General features: G+C 62.5%; 15 protein-coding genes and 1 pseudogene. 9 read left to right on the top strand and 7 right to left on the bottom strand.

The genetic code is table 11. The features are described 5' to 3' along the window. The 3 genes and pseudogenes from MU551_RS18590 to MU551_RS18580 all read right to left on the bottom strand — a co-directional run. Nucleotides 1–252 (bottom strand): annotated as a pseudogene (locus MU551_RS18590) (aldehyde dehydrogenase family protein); the annotation flags it as partial. 18 nt (nucleotides 253–270) lie between these two features. Then, the gene (locus MU551_RS18585; RefSeq protein WP_247047456.1) at nucleotides 271–1,548 is read right to left on the bottom strand and encodes an NAD(P)/FAD-dependent oxidoreductase; all 1,278 of its coding nucleotides are present in this window, start codon (nucleotides 1,546–1,548) and stop codon (nucleotides 271–273) included. 26 nt (nucleotides 1,549–1,574) lie between these two features. Next, nucleotides 1,575–2,246 carry a haloacid dehalogenase type II gene (locus tag MU551_RS18580; RefSeq protein ID WP_247047449.1) on the bottom strand — a complete coding sequence of 224 codons (672 nt, stop codon included), beginning with the start codon at nucleotides 2,244–2,246 and terminating at the stop codon, nucleotides 1,575–1,577. Nucleotides 2,247–2,586: 340 nt separating this feature from the next. Here MU551_RS18580 and MU551_RS18575 point away from each other — a divergent pair, with 340 nt between their 5' ends. The 8 genes from MU551_RS18575 (at nucleotide 2,587) to MU551_RS18540 (ending at nucleotide 10,012) form a co-directional block, all read left to right on the top strand. Then, nucleotides 2,587–3,657, top strand: coding sequence for a phosphotransferase (locus MU551_RS18575; RefSeq protein ID WP_247047447.1), 1,071 nt, complete (start codon nucleotides 2,587–2,589; stop codon nucleotides 3,655–3,657). Between the two features lie 16 nt (nucleotides 3,658–3,673). Further along, on the top strand, nucleotides 3,674–5,035 hold the full coding sequence (locus MU551_RS18570; RefSeq protein WP_247047445.1) for an aspartate aminotransferase family protein: 1,362 nt from the start codon (nucleotides 3,674–3,676) through the stop codon (nucleotides 5,033–5,035). 216 nt (nucleotides 5,036–5,251) lie between these two features. Further along, entirely contained in the window at nucleotides 5,252–6,070 is an 819-nt protein-coding gene (locus tag MU551_RS18565) for a hypothetical protein (protein ID WP_247047442.1), read from the top strand. Next, nucleotides 6,067–6,453 carry a VOC family protein gene (locus MU551_RS18560; protein WP_247047437.1) on the top strand — a complete coding sequence of 129 codons (387 nt, stop codon included), beginning with the start codon at nucleotides 6,067–6,069 and terminating at the stop codon, nucleotides 6,451–6,453. The genes MU551_RS18565 and MU551_RS18560 overlap by 4 nt, the downstream gene beginning before the upstream one ends. 116 nt (nucleotides 6,454–6,569) lie before the next feature. Next, a complete protein-coding gene (locus tag MU551_RS18555) occupies nucleotides 6,570–7,361 on the top strand; it encodes a PIG-L deacetylase family protein (RefSeq protein WP_247047436.1) in 792 nt (263 codons plus the stop codon). A 153-nt stretch (nucleotides 7,362–7,514) separates the two neighbouring features. After that, nucleotides 7,515–8,330 carry an oxidoreductase gene (locus MU551_RS18550; protein ID WP_247047429.1) on the top strand — a complete coding sequence of 272 codons (816 nt, stop codon included), beginning with the start codon at nucleotides 7,515–7,517 and terminating at the stop codon, nucleotides 8,328–8,330. 68 nt (nucleotides 8,331–8,398) lie between these two features. Next, nucleotides 8,399–8,989 (top strand): TetR/AcrR family transcriptional regulator, encoded by a 591-nt coding sequence (locus tag MU551_RS18545; RefSeq protein WP_247047427.1) that lies wholly within the window; start codon nucleotides 8,399–8,401, stop codon nucleotides 8,987–8,989. Between the two features lie 63 nt (nucleotides 8,990–9,052). Beyond that, nucleotides 9,053–10,012, top strand: coding sequence for an alpha/beta hydrolase (locus tag MU551_RS18540; protein ID WP_247047425.1), 960 nt, complete (start codon nucleotides 9,053–9,055; stop codon nucleotides 10,010–10,012). Here MU551_RS18540 and MU551_RS18535 read toward each other — a convergent pair. The 4 genes from MU551_RS18535 to MU551_RS18520 form a co-directional block, all read right to left on the bottom strand. After that, nucleotides 10,009–12,357, bottom strand: a complete 2,349-nt coding sequence (locus MU551_RS18535) for a beta-glucosidase family protein (RefSeq protein ID WP_247047423.1) — start codon at nucleotides 12,355–12,357, stop codon at nucleotides 10,009–10,011. The two genes, MU551_RS18540 and MU551_RS18535, sit on opposite strands and share 4 nt — an antisense overlap. Then, nucleotides 12,357–13,154, bottom strand: coding sequence for a carbohydrate ABC transporter permease (locus tag MU551_RS18530; protein WP_247047421.1), 798 nt, complete (start codon nucleotides 13,152–13,154; stop codon nucleotides 12,357–12,359). The genes MU551_RS18535 and MU551_RS18530 overlap by 1 nt, the downstream gene beginning before the upstream one ends. Nucleotides 13,155–13,261: 107 nt before the next feature. After that, complete coding sequence (locus MU551_RS18525) at nucleotides 13,262–14,221, bottom strand: carbohydrate ABC transporter permease (RefSeq protein WP_247047419.1); 960 nt, start codon at nucleotides 14,219–14,221, stop codon at nucleotides 13,262–13,264. 68 nt (nucleotides 14,222–14,289) lie between these two features. Then, the gene (locus MU551_RS18520) at nucleotides 14,290–15,561 is read right to left on the bottom strand and encodes an ABC transporter substrate-binding protein (protein ID WP_247047417.1); all 1,272 of its coding nucleotides are present in this window, start codon (nucleotides 15,559–15,561) and stop codon (nucleotides 14,290–14,292) included. Nucleotides 15,562–15,858: 297 nt separating this feature from the next. Here MU551_RS18520 and MU551_RS18515 point away from each other — a divergent pair, with 297 nt between their 5' ends. Next, nucleotides 15,859–16,860 (top strand): LacI family DNA-binding transcriptional regulator, encoded by a 1,002-nt coding sequence (locus MU551_RS18515; RefSeq protein WP_247047415.1) that lies wholly within the window; start codon nucleotides 15,859–15,861, stop codon nucleotides 16,858–16,860. The last annotated feature ends 19 nt before the right edge of the window (nucleotides 16,861–16,879 follow it).

The raw sequence follows: 16,879 nt of genomic DNA, 5'->3' as shown, positions 1-16,879 counted from the left end.
CTCGTCCGCCTCGAGATGGCGTTCGATGTGCAAGGTGGCACGCTCCACGTCCTCTGACGTGGAGGTGCACACCCGCCCCAGCAGGACACCATCCTCAGGATCCCGCACTTCCAAGGTCAACTCGGCGCGCTGCCACTGCCCTTCAAAGAAGGCACCTCCGGGAAGATTCGCGACGTTGTCCCGGTCATTGGACATACCGGAAGTTGGGGATGATTCCGGGCGCGCGTCAACAGCGTTTATGGATGGAAGCATGGGATTTCCTTCGTAGACCTAGCTGAACCGGTCGATGATTTTTGCGGCTCCGCCGATGAAGGGCAGGAACCAGGGCGGTCCGAAGTGGCCCGGGACGGGCGGATTCTTCAGGTCTTCCCAAACGTTCGCGCTCTTGTCGCCGGCCATGTAGTGCGCCATCCTCTTACCCATGTGGGCTGCCATCTGCACACCGTGACCGCTGTAGCAGAGGGAGTAGAAGAGGCCGTCATGCTGGCCTGCGTGAACCATCTGGTCCATGGACAGGTCCACCAGTCCGCCCCAGATGTAGTCCACCTTGGCGTTGGAGAGGTACGGGAAGAGTTCGAGCATGGCCTTGCGCAGGATCTCGGCGCTCTTGACGTCCGAATCCGGGCTGGACAGGGCGAAACGGGCCCGGCCACCGAAGAGCAGACGGTTGTCCGGGGTGATCCGGAAGTAGTAACAGAGCATCTTGCTGTCCGAGGCCATGCGCCGGTTCGGCAGGATCCGGTTGACCACGTCTTCGGGCAACGGCTCGGTGCAGATGATGAAGCTGCCTACCGGAATGACCCTGCGCTGCAGCCACGGGGTGACCCCGCCGGTGTAACCGCTGGTGGCGACCAGGACCTGCTTGGCCCGGGTGATGCCCCTGGTGGTGTGCACGTCATGCACAGTGCCCGAAACCTTCTTCAGCTCCGTGACACCGGCTTCCTCGCAGATCTCGGCTCCGGCGGCAACAGCCGCCCCGCCCAACCCGTGCACGAACTTGCCCACATGCAGGCCAGCCCCGAGCGGGTCAAGCATGGCCCCCTGGTAGAAGTCCGTGCCGATTTCACTGTGGATCTCGGACTTGGGAATCACGGTGACGTGATGGTCGGCCAAGGCGGCCATCTTTTCCTGCGACCTCAGGAAGCCCTCGTAGTGGGACTTGTGGAACGCCAGCGAGAGCTTCCCGTGCCGCTCGTAGTCGCAGTCGATGCCATTGTCATGCACCAGCTTTTCGATGCTGTCGATGGCATCGTTGTATTCCTGGAACATCTCCACGGCACGGGTGCTTCCATAGCGCTTCACGGCCGTGCCGAAACCGATGGCCAACCCGGTCGTTGCCATTCCCCCGTTGCGTCCCGACGCCCCCCACCCCACGGTGTGACGTTCGAAAACGACAACGCTGGCGCCTTGCTTGGCAAATTCCAGGGCCGCGGAGAGTCCGGTAAATCCGGCGCCGATGATGGCGACGTCGACATTCTCCGGTACCGGCGTGCGCCGGTAGTCCCCGGATGGTTCGGCAGTGTCCAGCCAATAGGGGTTAAGTTTCACGGGTTGGCCTTTCGCCTCGACGTCGGTTAGAGACCGAGGTGCTTGTTGATCTCGTCCAAGGACTTAACTGCGTTGTAGTCGTAGCCCCCGGTAATGGGGTCATAGCCACGGTCCAGCACCCAGAGGTTACGGAAGCCCATGTCGTGCATCGGATGCATGTCGTACCGGGTGTGCGAGGCGATGTGCAGGAAGTCCTCCGGCTTGGCGTTCAGGGTATCGAGCATGTACTCAAAGGCCTGGTAACGCGGCTTATAGGCCTGGGCCTGCTCAGCGGTCAACACGGCGTGGAAGTCAGCACCGAGCTTGGGAATGCTGATCTCCAGGAAGCTGTCGTCGGCGTTGGACAGAGCCACCAGCTTGTAGTTGTCGCCCATGAGCTTCAACGGAGCCGGCACGTCATCGTGGGCACCAAAGCTACGCACAGCGTCAGCGAACTCTGCGCCCGCACCAGGGGTCGGCCCAATGCCAAAAAACTTGCATACGCGGTCAAAGGAATTCTGAAGGATCTGCTCGTAGGGCTTGTAGTCGCCAAGGACCTCGTCGAACCGGTATCCGCGGAAAACCTTCTTGAAAGCAGGCCACTGCTCTTCAGGCAGACGGCCTGCGAGCAGCCGAAGGGTAGTGGAATCAGTATTCCAGTTGATCAGTGTGCCGTAGATATCAAAGGAGATGTACTTCGGCCGGTTGGAGTCTGCCATGATTCGTCCGTTCATTGAAGTTTTGAGAGGCCCGCATGTGGCCTTCCGCTTTTATGAGGTGTCTGGGCTCCACGGCTTCCTTTGTACTGAAGACCCGGCTGCCCAACACGTCGACTCTAAATCTCTTCTTCAGCATCTGTCAACAGTTGAACAGTTGACGACAGTGAGATGTCATTCTCACCCAGAAAGACCGAAAGCGGCGGGGCCTTTGCGGCATGCGTGTAGTCGTTTCCTTGCGAGATCTATTGGCCGCATGCCATACTCCATGTAGAACTGTTGAACAGGTGAACAGTTACCCCCCAAAGCCAATTACCAATCACTTACGGCAGGAGCCCAAGACATGAATGTCAGTACAGACTCCGAATTTATCGATGCCGTCGCATCGGAGAGTGGACTCTTGGCGGAGCAGTCTGAGCTCGCTGACTCGACTGTCTTGGAGATCCTTGAACAGTCCTATGGGCTGAAAGGGACGCTTGTCCGGATTCCCACCGAGAAGGACGATACTTTCCGCCTCCGGGACGGACAAGAAACCTATCTGGTAAAGGTGTCACCACCGGATGAGGATCCGGTGATCGTCCACCTCCAGACGGCATGCATGGAGCATTTGGAACGGACTGCCCCTGAACTTCCGGTCCAGCGTCTGATCAGGAGTCTTGGCGGAGACCCGCAAATCCTTATTCCGGCGCCTGGGGGACCCTTTGACCGGGTGTTTCGCGTGATGCGCTTCATGCCCGGAGAATTGCTGGCCACCCACGAGGCCTCTGCCGGTCAGCTGGAGTTGGTCGGCTCAAGCCTTGCCCGTCTGGGCCTGGCTTTGCAGGACTTCGATCATCCTCGCGCGGACCGATTGCTCATGTGGGACCTCAAGCATTTTCACCGGATGCGCCCACTTCTTGACCATCTTGATGATGAGGACAAACGCTCCCTGGCCGAAGACATTTTCGATCAGTTCGACGAGAAGGTGGTTCCCCTTCTCAACACGCTTACCTCCCAGGTTGTCCACGGGGATTTCAGCCCGTTCAATGTGCTTGTCGATCCGAATGGACTGGACTACGTGACCGGGATTATCGACTTCGGCGACGTCGTGCGAACCCCCGTGATCTTCGACATCAGCGTCACCATGGCCAACCTCCTCGGAACAAACCCGGCCAACCCATGGGAACAGGCACTTCCCGTCGTGGATGGCTACCGGAGCATTCGTCCGTTGCCCGACCAGGAGCTGGAGGCCCTTATCGTCTCAGCCCAGGCCCGGCTCCTCCTGCGGGCACTGATAACACAGTGGCGGGCAAATCAATTGCCTCAAAGGCGCGATTATCTCCTCTCCCACTCAAAGCCGGACTGGGACCGGCTCGCCGCCACAGCCGCAGCCCCGGCACCCGCACTGTCTCCCACCCTGAACCAGACCCGCTAGCCACCAAGGAGAAATCATGGACAACTCTTCCCAGATCATCCGCAAGCCCTCCAAACCCATGGTCAACGGCTTTGATCCCAATCGCCTCGGTGAGCTACCGGATCAGATGCAGAAGAACATCCGACGCCGGGACCAGAGCCTCGGACCCGGATACCGGCTCTTCTATGACACCCCTTTGGAAGTCGTCCGCGGCAAGGGCGTCACACTGTTTGACCGGGACGGGAACGAGTACCTCGACGTTTACAACAACGTTCCCTCGGTCGGCCACGCCCACCCAAAGGTCATAGCGGCTGTCCACGAACAGATGCAGATACTGAACACCAACACTCGCTACGTCCAGGAATCGATCCTGGATTACTCGGAGCAATTGCTCTCTACGTTCCCGGCCGAGCTTGGCCATGTCATGTTCACCTGCACCGGATCAGAAGCCAACGACCTGGCCATGCGCGTAGCCAAATACGCCACCGGGAACCAGGGAATCATCGTGACCTCCGGCGCCTACCACGGCCTGACAGCCGAAGTAGCGTCCTTCTCGCCGTCCCTGGGTGTCGGCGTACCTTTGGGCGCAAACGTCCGGGTCATCGACGCCCCCGATGCCCTGCGCTTCTCCTCCGATCAAGGATCCCTGGAGGACCACCTGCGTATCCAGGTCCGCGCCGCCATCGCAGACCTCCACCGGCACGGCATCGGACTGGCGGCCTTCATCGCCGACAGCATCTTCTCCTCCGACGGTATCTTCGCCGGACCGACAGGGTTCCTCCGTCCCATCATCGAAGAAGTACACGCCGCCGGCGGCCTGTACATCGCCGACGAAGTCCAGCCAGGCTTCGGCCGCACCGGTGAGCAGTGGTGGGGCTTCCAACGCCACGGAATCGTTCCGGATATCGTGACCATGGGCAAGCCCATGGGTAACGGAATCCCCGTCGCTGCGGCGGTCTTCAAACCGGAACTCCTCGTAGAGTTCGGCAAGAACATCCGCTACTTCAACACCTTCGGCGGAAACTCCGTAGCCATCGCCGCCGCCCAGGCCGTCCTGGACGTGATTCGCGAAGAATCACTGATAGAAAATTCCTTCAAAGTCGGCGGAAAGATCCTTACCGAGCTGAAGCACCTCACCCAGGGTCTGGACCAGGTCGCAGAAGTCCGCGGAAGCGGTCTATTCGTAGGAGTCGATATGGTGACCGATCGCTCCACGCTGACCCCTGATGGCGATACAGCCGCCGGGATCGTGAATAAGCTCCGGGAAGAACGGATCCTCATCTCCGCCTGTGGCGCCCAAGGCAACGTTCTGAAACTCCGCCCCCCGCTGCCGTTCTCCAGCAGCGACGCCGACCGTCTGATCGAAGCACTGGCGCGAGCCTTCAAAACACTGCACTAAAGCGAGCTTCGAGGGCTCGGACCATTTCACCACAAGTACGCCGGCGGTCGGTCACCAAAAAGGTGACTGGCCGCCGTCGTCCGTCAACCCAACTAGGTAGCAGCAGATGCTGTTCTGGACGTCCAAAACCGCATCTACTGCTACTTGGTTGGGGAAGGTGGCCCATGGGCGCATCCCCTGTATGACGGATTGCGGCCGCGATAAACTGGGTTGATCATGACCGGTGCCCAGCTCCGTCTTCTGGCGTGGTTCGTTCTCCCAGCGACGCTCCTCTCGGCGTGCGTACCCGCGGTTAGTCTCGACGAGGCTGCCCCCGATCCGCCCATCCAGACCTCGTCGGCCCCGCCAGCCGCCGTCGAAAACGTCCCTGCTCCTCCCCCGACACTGTCCCACAGCCCAACATCGGTTCCCACGCCGCCCCCGGTTCCCCAGCCGTTCGCCCTTAACCTCTACCAAGAGGGAGACTACGTGCCGCAGTACACCTTTGAGTGGTGTGTGGCGGCGAGCATCCAGATGATGCACAACCTCATCGATGACACTGGGGCAGGCACGTGGGCCGACAGCGTTCAACAGGGCGAACTGTGGGAGATGGCCCGGGCGCGATCGTCCAACTCGTTCAACGGCGCCAACCCCTTGGGTTGGGCACAGGTCCTGAACGAAATCGGAATGGGGCCATACACCGTTGTCAGCGTTGCCGACTACGAGGAAGCGCTGCAGACCGCCGCGCGCGCCATCGCCGAGACTGACCGGCCCGTTGGACTGGTCCTGTGGCGTGGTCGCCACGTATCAGTGATGAGCGGCTTCGAATCACTGGGCGATCCCAACCAGTTCCCGGAGTTCTCCGTCACCGGCATCCGGGTCCAGGATCCGCTCTACCCCTACGGCGGCGATCCGTGGGGCCCCTCCCCTGCACCCAACTCCCTGCTCACCCCCGAGCAATTGGCGACGCAGTTCGTCGTCCGCGAGCCCCGACGCTGGAGTAGTAATCTGCCCACCGGCTACATGCTGGTGCTGCCGGTCGGCCAGTCGTCATGACGGTCAACTTCAACCACACAATCGTCTATTCAACGGACAAACGCCGGTCGGCGGAGTTCCTCGCCAACGTGCTCGGTCTCCCGAAGCCCCAGGCAATGTGGTCTTTTATGACCGTCGCCCTCGACCATGGAGTGGCCCTGGATTTCGCCACGTCTGACCGGCCCATCTCCCCGCAGCACTATGCCTTCCTTGTCAGCGAGGAGGACTTCGACGGAATCTTCGCAAGGATCCAGGCCCAGGGCATCCCCTACTGGGCGGATCCGGCACGGTCCCGTCCACAGCAGATCAACCATAACGACGGCGGACGCGGCGTCTACTTCGCCGACCCTGACGGGCATTTTCTCGAGGCGATCACCCGACCATACGGATCGGGTGCTGCATAAGCTCCAGGTTCACTGTGGGTCACCTCTGGGCCGGATCCGCCACCACAATCGTTCCATAATCCCGCCATTGGCCGATGGCCTGTTGTTCTGAGTCATAGAGGTTTAGCCTCTCTCGTATGGATGAACCACATTCGCTGGCAGTTGTGGTTGCGCATCCGGACGACGATGCCTACGGTTGCGCGGGCTCGATTGCCATGCATGAGAACGACCCGGGGTTCCGGTTCTGCCTGATTCTTGCGACCGACGGCGGGGCCGGTCAGATCGCCGAGGGCGTCCCGACTACCCCTCAGGGGTTGGGTGCGTGGCGCCGGAAGGAAAGTGTCAATGCTTGGCGGGCCCACGGCACAATTCCCGATCGGCACGAATGGTTGGACTACGCGGACGGGCATCTTGCGGAAGTGGACTTCGAAGAACTGGTAAGGAGGATTCTGGCGATCCTCCTTGAGGAACGCCCCCAGGTAGTAGTCACTTTTGGGCCCGACGGGATCACAGGCCACAGGGACCATATCGCCGTGGGCAGAGCCACCGATGAAGCCTTCATCCGGGCGCGACAGGTGCCGGGCCCTGGTCTGAAGCGACTTGTCCATGGGGCTCTGCGCGCGTCAACCTTCGAACGCTGGAACCAGAGTCGACAACAGCAGGGCATGGAGCCGTGGGACCCTGCTCGTGAGTATCACCTGCGCCCGGTTCCTGATGAATTGATCGACATTGACGTGGACACGCACCACGTAGCACACCGGATAGTCGCAGGCCTGTTGGAGCACAAGTCCCAGCGGCATGTCATCGTCGACCCCGGGGTGAACGAGCGCCGGTGGGCCAGAATCGTGTCCAGGGAATCCTCGGTCATGGTGTGGCCTCCGAGGCCGCCCGGCAGTCAGTTGCTGAAAGACCTGTTTGAGGGGCTCTGAGTCGCCTAAACCTAACGGACCGGATTACACACGCCGGTGGGCGATTAGTCATTTAGATTACGACCATAATATTATTTTCCCAAAAGTCTTGTTTGCGGACGCTGCCCGAGGCTATGGTAGTACGAACGTAATCTAAAACATCAGGAGAAGACAATGACAGCAACTCAGCAGGTTGCCCTCGTAACAGGTGCCTCCTCAGGCATCGGCAAAGCAACAGCGATGGCCCTCGTCGCCGCAGGTTTCCAGGTGATCGGAACCGCCCGCAATACTGCGAGAGTCATCGCGCCCGCAGGGGTTACCTTCCTCGATCTCGACGTGACCAGCGACGAATCGGTCGCCTCGGCGGTCAAGCAGGTGATCGACAAGTTCGGGCGCATCGATGTCCTGGTCAACAACGCCGGCGTTGGCTCGACCGGCGCAGCCGAGGAGTTCTCGATCACCCAGACGCACGACATTTTCGACATCAACGTCTACGGCGTCATGCGGATGACCAAGGCCGTCCTGCCGCATATGCGTACCCAAGGCCGCGGACGCATCATCAACGTCTCCTCCCTCAGCGGATTCGTCCCCAGCCCTTTCATGGCTCTCTACGTCTCGACCAAGCACGCGGTGGAGGGCTACTCCCAATCACTGGACCACGAGGTCCGCGAGCACGGCATCCGGGTCCTGCTCGTTGAGCCCGGCCCGATCAACACCCCGTTCGCAGGCCACAGCGTGCTGGCCGACACCCCCATGCCGCTCTACGCCGCGGGACGGCGCAACTATGACGAGTTGATCGAGAAGAATCTCAGCAGCGGCGACGACCCCGCCGTCGTCGCCAGGGTGATCGTTACGGCGGCCACCGACCGGAACCCGAAGCTTCGGCGCACCGCCGGCTCGGCAGCCGCACGCATCAGCGCTGTCCACCGCGTCGCCCCGGCCCGCAGCTTCGACCGCGTCATCCGCAAATACAACCGGATGCCGAGCTGACGCTCAGCTTTCCCGTACCCGGACTCGTCCCGATATCTTTGATGTCCTCGAAACTGATGGAGGAACGCATGGTGAAATACACGAAGGAACACAAGCAGGAGACAAGGCAGCGGATCATTACGACCGCCGGTCGGCGGCTCAAGCGGGATGGCATCGACGGCTCCGGAGTCGCGACGCTCATGAAGGACGCAGGCCTGACCAACGGCGCCTTCTACGCCCACTTCGCGTCCAAAGACAGCCTCGTTGCCATTACGATCGCAGACCAACTCCATACACTTCACGCCAACATCGTTGCGCTGGCGGAGCCTGGCAGGGCCGGCCTCGAACAGATCGTTCGCTGGTACCTGTCCGCCCAGCACCGCGACAACCCCGACGACGGTTGCCCCAACGCCGCCCTGCTCGACGAGATCGGGCGCTGCGGCGAGGCGACCAGGCAGGCGTATACCGATGGCGTGCTCGTTGTCATCGACGGCCTCGCCGCCCGCATGACACCCGAGGATGCACTTTCGGCTCGCGTGAAAGCGCTCAGCCTCCTCGGACTGATGGCCGGAACCCTGCAGCTCTCCCGCGCCCTGACCGATCGACAACTCTCCGATGACCTTCTGGAGCAGGGTCTCCGCAATGCCTTGGCCCTGGTGGACGCCGAGCTCGGACGATAGCCCACATTTCGCCGCAAACCCCCGTCACACCCAGCCACGCCGCCCCCCATCGACAGGAACACCATGACTGAGCAACACTTCAACCCGCAGCTCCGGGCCGCGCGGTTCCTTCCCCGCACCATTATCACTCCCCGAACGCTTCCCACCCTCCGGGTCCTCACCAAACTCACAGGGCGCGTTCGACGGCCGGACGCGGAGGTCGTTTCAGTGGACGCCGATGTGTCAGTACACGTCTTCCGGCCGGCTTCGGCCCGGCCGGGCACCCCGGCGCTGCTATGGATCCACGGCGGCGGAATGGTGCTCGGCGACGCCGCGCAGGACAGCCAATTCTGCCGCCGCGTCGCCAATGAGCTCAACATCGTCGTCGTCTCGGTGGAGTACCGGCTCGCACCCGAACATCCCTTCCCGACTCCGCTGGAAGACTGCTACACCGCGCTGCAATGGCTCGCCAGCCAACCTGACATCGATCCCGCAAGCATCGCCATTGGCGGCCAGAGCGCCGGTGGCGGCTTGGCCGCCGCGCTGGCGCTGCTGGCGAAGGAACGCGGCGAGATCCGTCCGGTCCTGCAACTGCTGTCCTACCCGATGCTGGACGACCGGACCACCACCCGCACCGACATTGACCCGCGGCGGCTACGCATCTGGGGCCCGGGCAGCAACCGGTTCGGCTGGGGTGCCTACCTCGGCGGCACCGCCTCGGACTCCAACGTGCCCCCGCTGGCAGCGCCCGCCCGCTTCGACGACCTTTCCGGCCTGCCCCCAGCATGGATCGGCGTCGGCACCAACGACCTGTTCCATGACGAGGACGTCGCCTACGCCCGGCGACTGCAGCAGGCCGGCGTCGCGTGCACCCTTCGCGTAGTGCCCGGCGCCTACCACAACTTCGATTCCATGGAACCCAGAACCGCCATCTCCCGGGCGTTCGTCCAGGCGCAGCTCACAGCACTGGACGAGGCACTCAACGGTCCCCGACCGGGGCTCCTGTCAGGCACAGATGCCTATGTTAGGGCTTTGGGCAGCTAGCTGGTAGAGGCGCTGATGGACCATGGCGTGCGCAGTGCGCGCTCTGCCAGCAGCAGCCGTTCGCCGACGATGGTCACCTCAGCCGTCACGGCGGCATCGGCAGCCGATGGACCGGCGATCAGCCGCAGCGGGCCCGGGTCTACTCCCAGCGCCCCGTCTTCGCCTGTTATTGCGAGTCGGGCAGCGTCCAGGTGGAAGGAAACCGTCCGCGATTCACCGGACCCGATCAGGACGCGGGCGTACCCGATGAGTTGCACGGCCGGGCGGACTACCGGCGCCGAGGGGAAGGCGACGTAGAGCTGGACGACCTCTACGGTGGCATCGCCGTCATTGCGTATCCTCACCGCCACGTCGAGCGAGCCGGCAGTGCCCAGCTTCGCGGCGGCGGTGATTGTTTCGTAGACCATTGCACCCCGGGTGAGCCCGAACCCAAACGGGTACAGCGGCGTGTTGTCCAGGGCGGTGATCCCGGGATTCGAGAGCCCGAGCGCCGGCTGCAGGTACGTCGTCGAGATGGAGGGATGGCGCGGGATCTGCACAGGCAGACGTCCTGTTGGCGGAACGCGGCCCGAGAGCACTCCGGCAACCGCGGCGGCGCCGTCGGCCCCGGGGAAGAACGCCTGGACGATGGCTCGCGCTTTCTCGTAGGCGCCCAGAGCATACGGGCGACCGGACAACACGACCAGGAGGGTCGGCACTCCCGTGTCGAGGACGGCGGTGACAAGCGCGTCCTGCCCGCCAGGCAACCGAAGGTCCGCGGCGTCGCAGCCTTCACCTGAGGTGCCGTCCCCAAATAGCCCGGCAACGTCGCCGACGACCACGACCGCCACGTCGCTCTTGCGAGTGAGCGCAACGGCCGCGGCAACGGCGGAGGCTGCGTCGACGATGTCATCGGAGGTGATCTCACCTCCGGCCTCGAACCGCACGCGGTCCGCTCCGAACTCTTCGCGGATAGCTGTCAGCACCGTCGGAATCTTGATGCCGAGGTCGTGCCCGGGGTGTTTCGAAAGCACATGGTTCGGGAACGCGTAGCAGCCGACAAGGCTGCGGAATTGGTCGGCCGCCGGACCGAGGACCGCGATGTTCCCCGAACGGAGAAGCGCCAGTGCATCCTCATCGCGCAGCAGCACTACCGACTCCTCGGCGATGCGTGAGGAGATCTCCCGATTGCGGCTGCTGTCAAGATCCACGCTTTCAGCATCGGCCGGGACCAGCGGCCCGTCGTCGAACAGCCCCACCTCGAACTTGTGCCGGAGGTGGCGCTGCACCGAGCGGTCGAGGTCGCGCTCGTCGACGACGCCCTCCCGGATCAAGCGCGGCAACTCGCCGTAAGCTGCTGTCTGCGGAAGTTCGACGTCGACTCCCGCGCACAGGGCCAGCCGGCCCGCTTCAGCAGTGTCCGCCGCTACATGATGCATTACGGAAAGGAACGGAACAGCCCAGTAGTCGGTGACCACAGTGCCCTCGAAACCCCAACGCTCGCGCAGCAACGTCGTCAGCAGGTGCCGGTTAGAGCTGCTCGGCACCCCGTCGATATCTGTGTAGGACGTCATGACACTGCGGGCGCCTCCATGCCGCAGTGCGGCCTCAAATGGAGGCAGCACGGTGTCAGCGAACTCGCGCGGACCCATGCTGACGGGGCCGTGATTGCGGGCACCGCGGGAAGCCGCGTACCCGGCGAAGTGCTTCAGCGTCGAAATGATCCCCGTGCTCTCCAGTCCCGCGACGTACGCGGCACCGATCTGCGAAACGACGTAGGGGTCTTCGCCGAGGGTCTCCTCGACCCGGCCCCAGCGGTAGTCCTTGACAACATCGACGACGGGGGCGAGTCCCTGGTGGATGCCGAGTGCGCGCATGTCGGAGCCGATCGCTTCCGCCATCTGCCGGATCAGTTCCTCATCGAACGTCGCTGCCCAGGCAAGCGGCGTCGGGAAGGCAGTCGCGCCGTAGGCCGCAAGTCCGGTGAGGCACTCTTCGTGCGCGATTGCAGGAATACCAAGCCGGTTGGAGGCGACTATGCGCTCCTGCAGCTCGCGCAAGCGGCGCACTCCCTCCGCCACGGTGACCGGCTCCGTGCCGAAGACGCGAGTGAGCTGGCCGAGCCCACCCTCGAAAGGATCGCTGGCGGATCCACCAACATGCTCCAACTTTGGCGCGAAGTCATCGGCCGAATCCGTTAGCCAGATGGATCCGAGTTGGGCCGCTTTCTCTTCAAGGGTCAGCTCGGCGGTAAGCAGGCGGGCGCGTTCCCCGGGAGGAAGCGACTGGTCCCGCCAGCCTTTGCCGGGGGTATCGGTTGGACCGGTGTCTGACAATGTAGGGGTTGTGGAGGCATCGTGCAGCATCAGCCCTTGAACGCCCCATCCATGATCCCCGACACCATGCGCCGGCCCACGAAAAAGAACACAACCAGCAGCGGCAGGGTTGCCAGGAACGATCCGCCCATGGCCAGAGCCACATCAATCGTACGGTTGGCTTGAAGTTGCTTGAGCGCGATCTGCACGGTGAACAGCTCCGGCGATTTCAGGACGATGAACGGCCACATGAAGTCGTTCCACACCGAGGTGAACGTGATCAGCCCGAGCACGAACGCGGCAGGGCGCACCACCGGGAACGCGATGGCCCAGAACAGCTGCCACGAATTGGCACCGTCGAGGCGGGCGGACTGAATGAGCTCGTCGCTGACGGTGGTCGCCATATGTTGACGCATCCAGAAGATGCCGAACGCGCTGGCCAGTCCAGGCACAATGATGGCTTGCAGCGTGTCCACCCAGCCAAGCCCGGACACGATCAGATACTGCGGGATCACACTGAGCTGCGCAGGGACTGTCATCGTCAGCAGGACGATGAGGAACAACAGATTCCGGCCGGGGAACTGCAGTTTGGCGAAGGCAAAGCCCGCCATTGCGCACATGATTGCGGAAACGACGGCGATGGTGAGCGAGACGAATACGCTGTTGATCAGCGAGGCGAAGAACGGGACGGTGTCGAACACCTTGGCGGCGATGTCGAAGAACTGCGTGCCCGGATACAGTCGTGGCGGGATCGAGGTCACGGCCGTGGCTCCCGCGGACGCAATGACGAACATGTAGTACAGCGGGAAAACCGACACGACAACGGAGAGCCCGAGGAACACGTACACGGGCCAGCCGATTCTACCGGCCGTGCCGCGACGCTTGGGGAGGCGGATCGGTTTACCTCCGGGTTTGGCCGGCGCCTGCGGGAGAACCTGATCGATTACATCGGACATCAGCTGGCCTTTCTCGTACGTGTGGAGAGGAAGAAGTTGAGGAGCGATACGAGAACGACGATCACGAACAGGACGACGCCGATCGCGGAGCCGTAACCGAACTTGAACAGGCCGAAGCCCTGCTCGTAGAGAAAGAGAGCCAGTGTCTGGCATTGTCGGCCCGCGCCGCAAGTGAGGCCCGATTCGGGCGATGCAAGAAGCGGCTCCGTGAAGATTTGCAGTCCGCCGATGGTGGACATGATGACTGTAAAGACGATGATGGGGCGAAGCGACGGGATGGTCAGGTGCCAGAACTGCTGCCAGCTCGAAGCGCCGTCGACGGAGGCCGCCTCGAACATCTCCCGGGGCATTGACTGCAGCCCGGCCAGGTAGAGCAGGGTGTTGTACCCGAACCAGCGCCACATGACCATTGTGGAGATAAGGATCCAGGAGCCGTAGTTGGTCGCGAGGAAGTTCACCGCAGGGAGCCCGAACAGCCCGAGCACCCAGTTGATGAGGCCAAAGTTCCTGTCGAAGATCTGCGCGAATACGATCGCGGTCGCTGCGACGGAGGTGATGTACGGCACCAGCAGCGCCATGCGAAAGAAGTTCGCCCAGCGCAGGCGCGCGTGGTTGAGCAAGTGTGCCAGAAACAGCGCAAGGATCAGCTGCGGGATCGTCGAGATCAGGAAGATCCCGAACGTGTTGAGGAGTGCATTCCAGAATCGTCCGTCGGCGAAGAGCTGCTCGAAGTTCGCGAGGCCGACGAAGGTCTGCTTTCCGATGGGATTCCAGTCGAACAGCGAGACGTAGAAGGTGAAAAGGAGCGGGAAAAGTCCGAAGATGATGAAGATGATGAAGAACGGCGCGATGTACGCGTAGGGTGCGATCCGTTCCGAGAGCGGGTTTAGGATCCGCGTGGCTTTCTGAACAGGGGTTTTGCGCTGTTTTTGAGGGTGAGTGGCTGTCGCCGTTGACACTGTTGGTACCTCCGTCGAAGGGGCAGCCCGGCGCTGTCCGCGCCGGGTCACCCGGGTAGGTGGGATGGTCAGCCGCCGATGGCCTGCTTAGCCGTGTCGAGGGCGGTGGTCCAGGCCTTATCGGAGGTGACGCCGCCGGTTTCCAGCTGGACGAGGGTATTGAGGAGCGCGCCGTTGATGGGAGTAGTGTCTGGGCCGTTGTAGAACGACGGGAACTGCTGGACCGAGGTGGCCATAACCTTGCCGATCTTCGAGTCTCCGAAGAACGGGTCGGTGTAGTCGAGGACTGCCTGGCTTTCGACGGCGGAGGCCGCGGCCGGGAAGGTGCCCGATTGCGCGAAGTGATCCGCTTGGCCCTCGGCTGACATCATCGTTTTGATGTACTGCCAGGCGGCCTCGGGGTGCTCGGCGCGGGCCGGGATGGCGATAACGCTGCCACCCCAGTTACCGCCGACGCCGGGTACGCTGGCAATGCGCCACTTGCCCGCGGTGTCAGGGGCATCGGTCTTGATGCCCGAGAGGATCCATGAAGGTGCGATGGTCACGGCGAAGGCACCGTTCGCGCGGCCTGGAGCCCACCCGGAGGACCATGCGGCGATACCTGCACTGATGCCGGCGTCATGGGTTTTCACGGCGATATCGAAAGCGTCTTTCACCTGAGGGTTCGTATCGTAGACGAGGGCCCCTTCGGGCGAATAGTACTTCTCGCTGACCTGGTTGACGGTCGAGAAGAAAACGCTGGTTTCGATATTGTCCACGAACGGCTTACCGGTGGCTGCCGTGTACTTCTCCCCCATGGCGATGAACGATGTCCAGTCCTTCCACATTGCAGCGACCTCGTCGGGGTCTGTCGGCAGACCGGCCTGCTCAAAGAGGTCTGCGCGGTATGCGAAGCCCAGTCCTCCGACGTCCGTCGGGATGCCAATGACGGAGCCGTCCGTCGCCGTCGCAGCATCGGCCGCCCAGCCGAGATAGTCATCGGCTATGTCGTCGCCTCCGAGCTTGCGCAGATCGAGGAAGTTGGAGCTGTTCTCGACGAACTTGGGCAAGTCGTCATTCTGGATCATGACGAGGTCGGGGACCTTGCCCCCGGCCAACGCGGCGGTGAGGGCGGTCGCAGTCTCGGTCGTGCTGCCGACCTCGGTCAGCTTGACCTTGGCGTCGGGCACTTTCTTGATGTACTCGTTGACGCTGTCCTTCGCGTTGATCCCGGTGAAGGACCAGAAGGAGACCTCGGCGTTCGGGCCAGCCGATGTGCCACTCCCGCCGGACGCGCATCCGGTCAAAGCGACGGCAAGTGCTGCTGCTGTGGCGACTATCGCCGTCAAACTTCTTTTCACGACAATTCCTCTTCTTTGGGGATTGCAAGACATCTCGGAGCTTCAGATTCCCGAGTGAGAGAACGATCTCTGGGGATCAGAGTAGCTTGCGTCTCACGCTCAGACAAGAGTCAATTGCCAACCCTTTTCCTGTGGAAGGATCGATCTCTATACTGAGCAAAACAAAATTCCGCTAAATGGGCGGGTTCGGCTGACGAGGACTCATTCTCGTGGGAATCTGGAGATCGAAGCCTGGAGCTCCTGGCAACGCTCGGACTCACGAGGCCCATCATCGACAGATCCTCAGAAGGATGCACAATGACAAGACCCACGCTGGTGGATGTTGCCCGGGTTGCGGGCGTGTCCCGCGCCACGGCTGCGCGGGTACTGGCGGGCGAGACCAACGTCGACGTCAGGATGTCGGCGGCAGTCGAGCGCGCCGCCAAGGAGCTGGGCTATGAGACGAACAGCGCCGCTCGAGTGCTGCGTGGCGGACGGGCCGGGGCGATTGCGCTTATCGTCGCCTTCAACGAGCTGGACAGCCTGACGGGTACGTTCTTCACTTCCGTGCTCAAGGGCGCTGCGAAGGGCCTCTACGCCGGCGAGGTCCAACCCGTCCTTTTGCCGGCCGACAACGATGACGGCGACCGCATACCGCGGTTTCTGCGCTCTGGGGCCGTAGACGGTGCGATTGTTATCCTTCAACACGAGATCACGCATCTGGCGCAGGCGCTCGTCGACTCGCCAGTGCCCATCGCGTGGGTTGGGCGCCCGCGCGTTCCTCTCGCTCCCGAAGCGATCGTGATCGACTCTGATAACTATGGAGGCGGCAGGCTCGCGGCGCGGGCCCTGGCTGATGCCGGCCGGCGCCGGCTTGGCATCATCGCCGGGCCGCCGGACATGGAGCCCGCCCGTGAACGCATTAGGGGCTGGCGCGACGAGCTCACCCAGCTCGGAATCGACCACAGCCCGATCGTGCATGGCGAGTTCACCCTTGTGAGCGGTTCAGCCGCGATGGCGCGCCTCCTCAAGCGACATCCAGACCTCGATGGCGTCTTCGCCTCCTCCGACCTCATGGCGAGCGGAGCGATTCGGGTCCTCCAGGCCGCCGGTCGAGGCGTTCCGTCCGACGTCGCGGTGATCGGCTTCGATGACGTCGCTATCGCAACCACCATGGATCCAACACTCACAACAGTCCGACAGCCGCTGGAGGAAATGGGGCGCGTCGCCGCAGAGACCATCTTCGCGGTGCTGCAAGGGCGCGAAGTCGACAGGCAGCCCATTCTCACCACCACCCTCGTCCAGCGAGAGTCGGCATGAACAAGGACATGCCGATCAG

It is taken from the genome of Arthrobacter rhizosphaerae, assembly GCF_023062595.1.
GTDB lineage: Bacteria > Actinomycetota > Actinomycetes > Actinomycetales > Micrococcaceae > Arthrobacter > Arthrobacter rhizosphaerae.
Note: the sequence above shows the minus strand (reverse complement) of the source record. Positions and strands in the feature narration are given on the sequence as shown.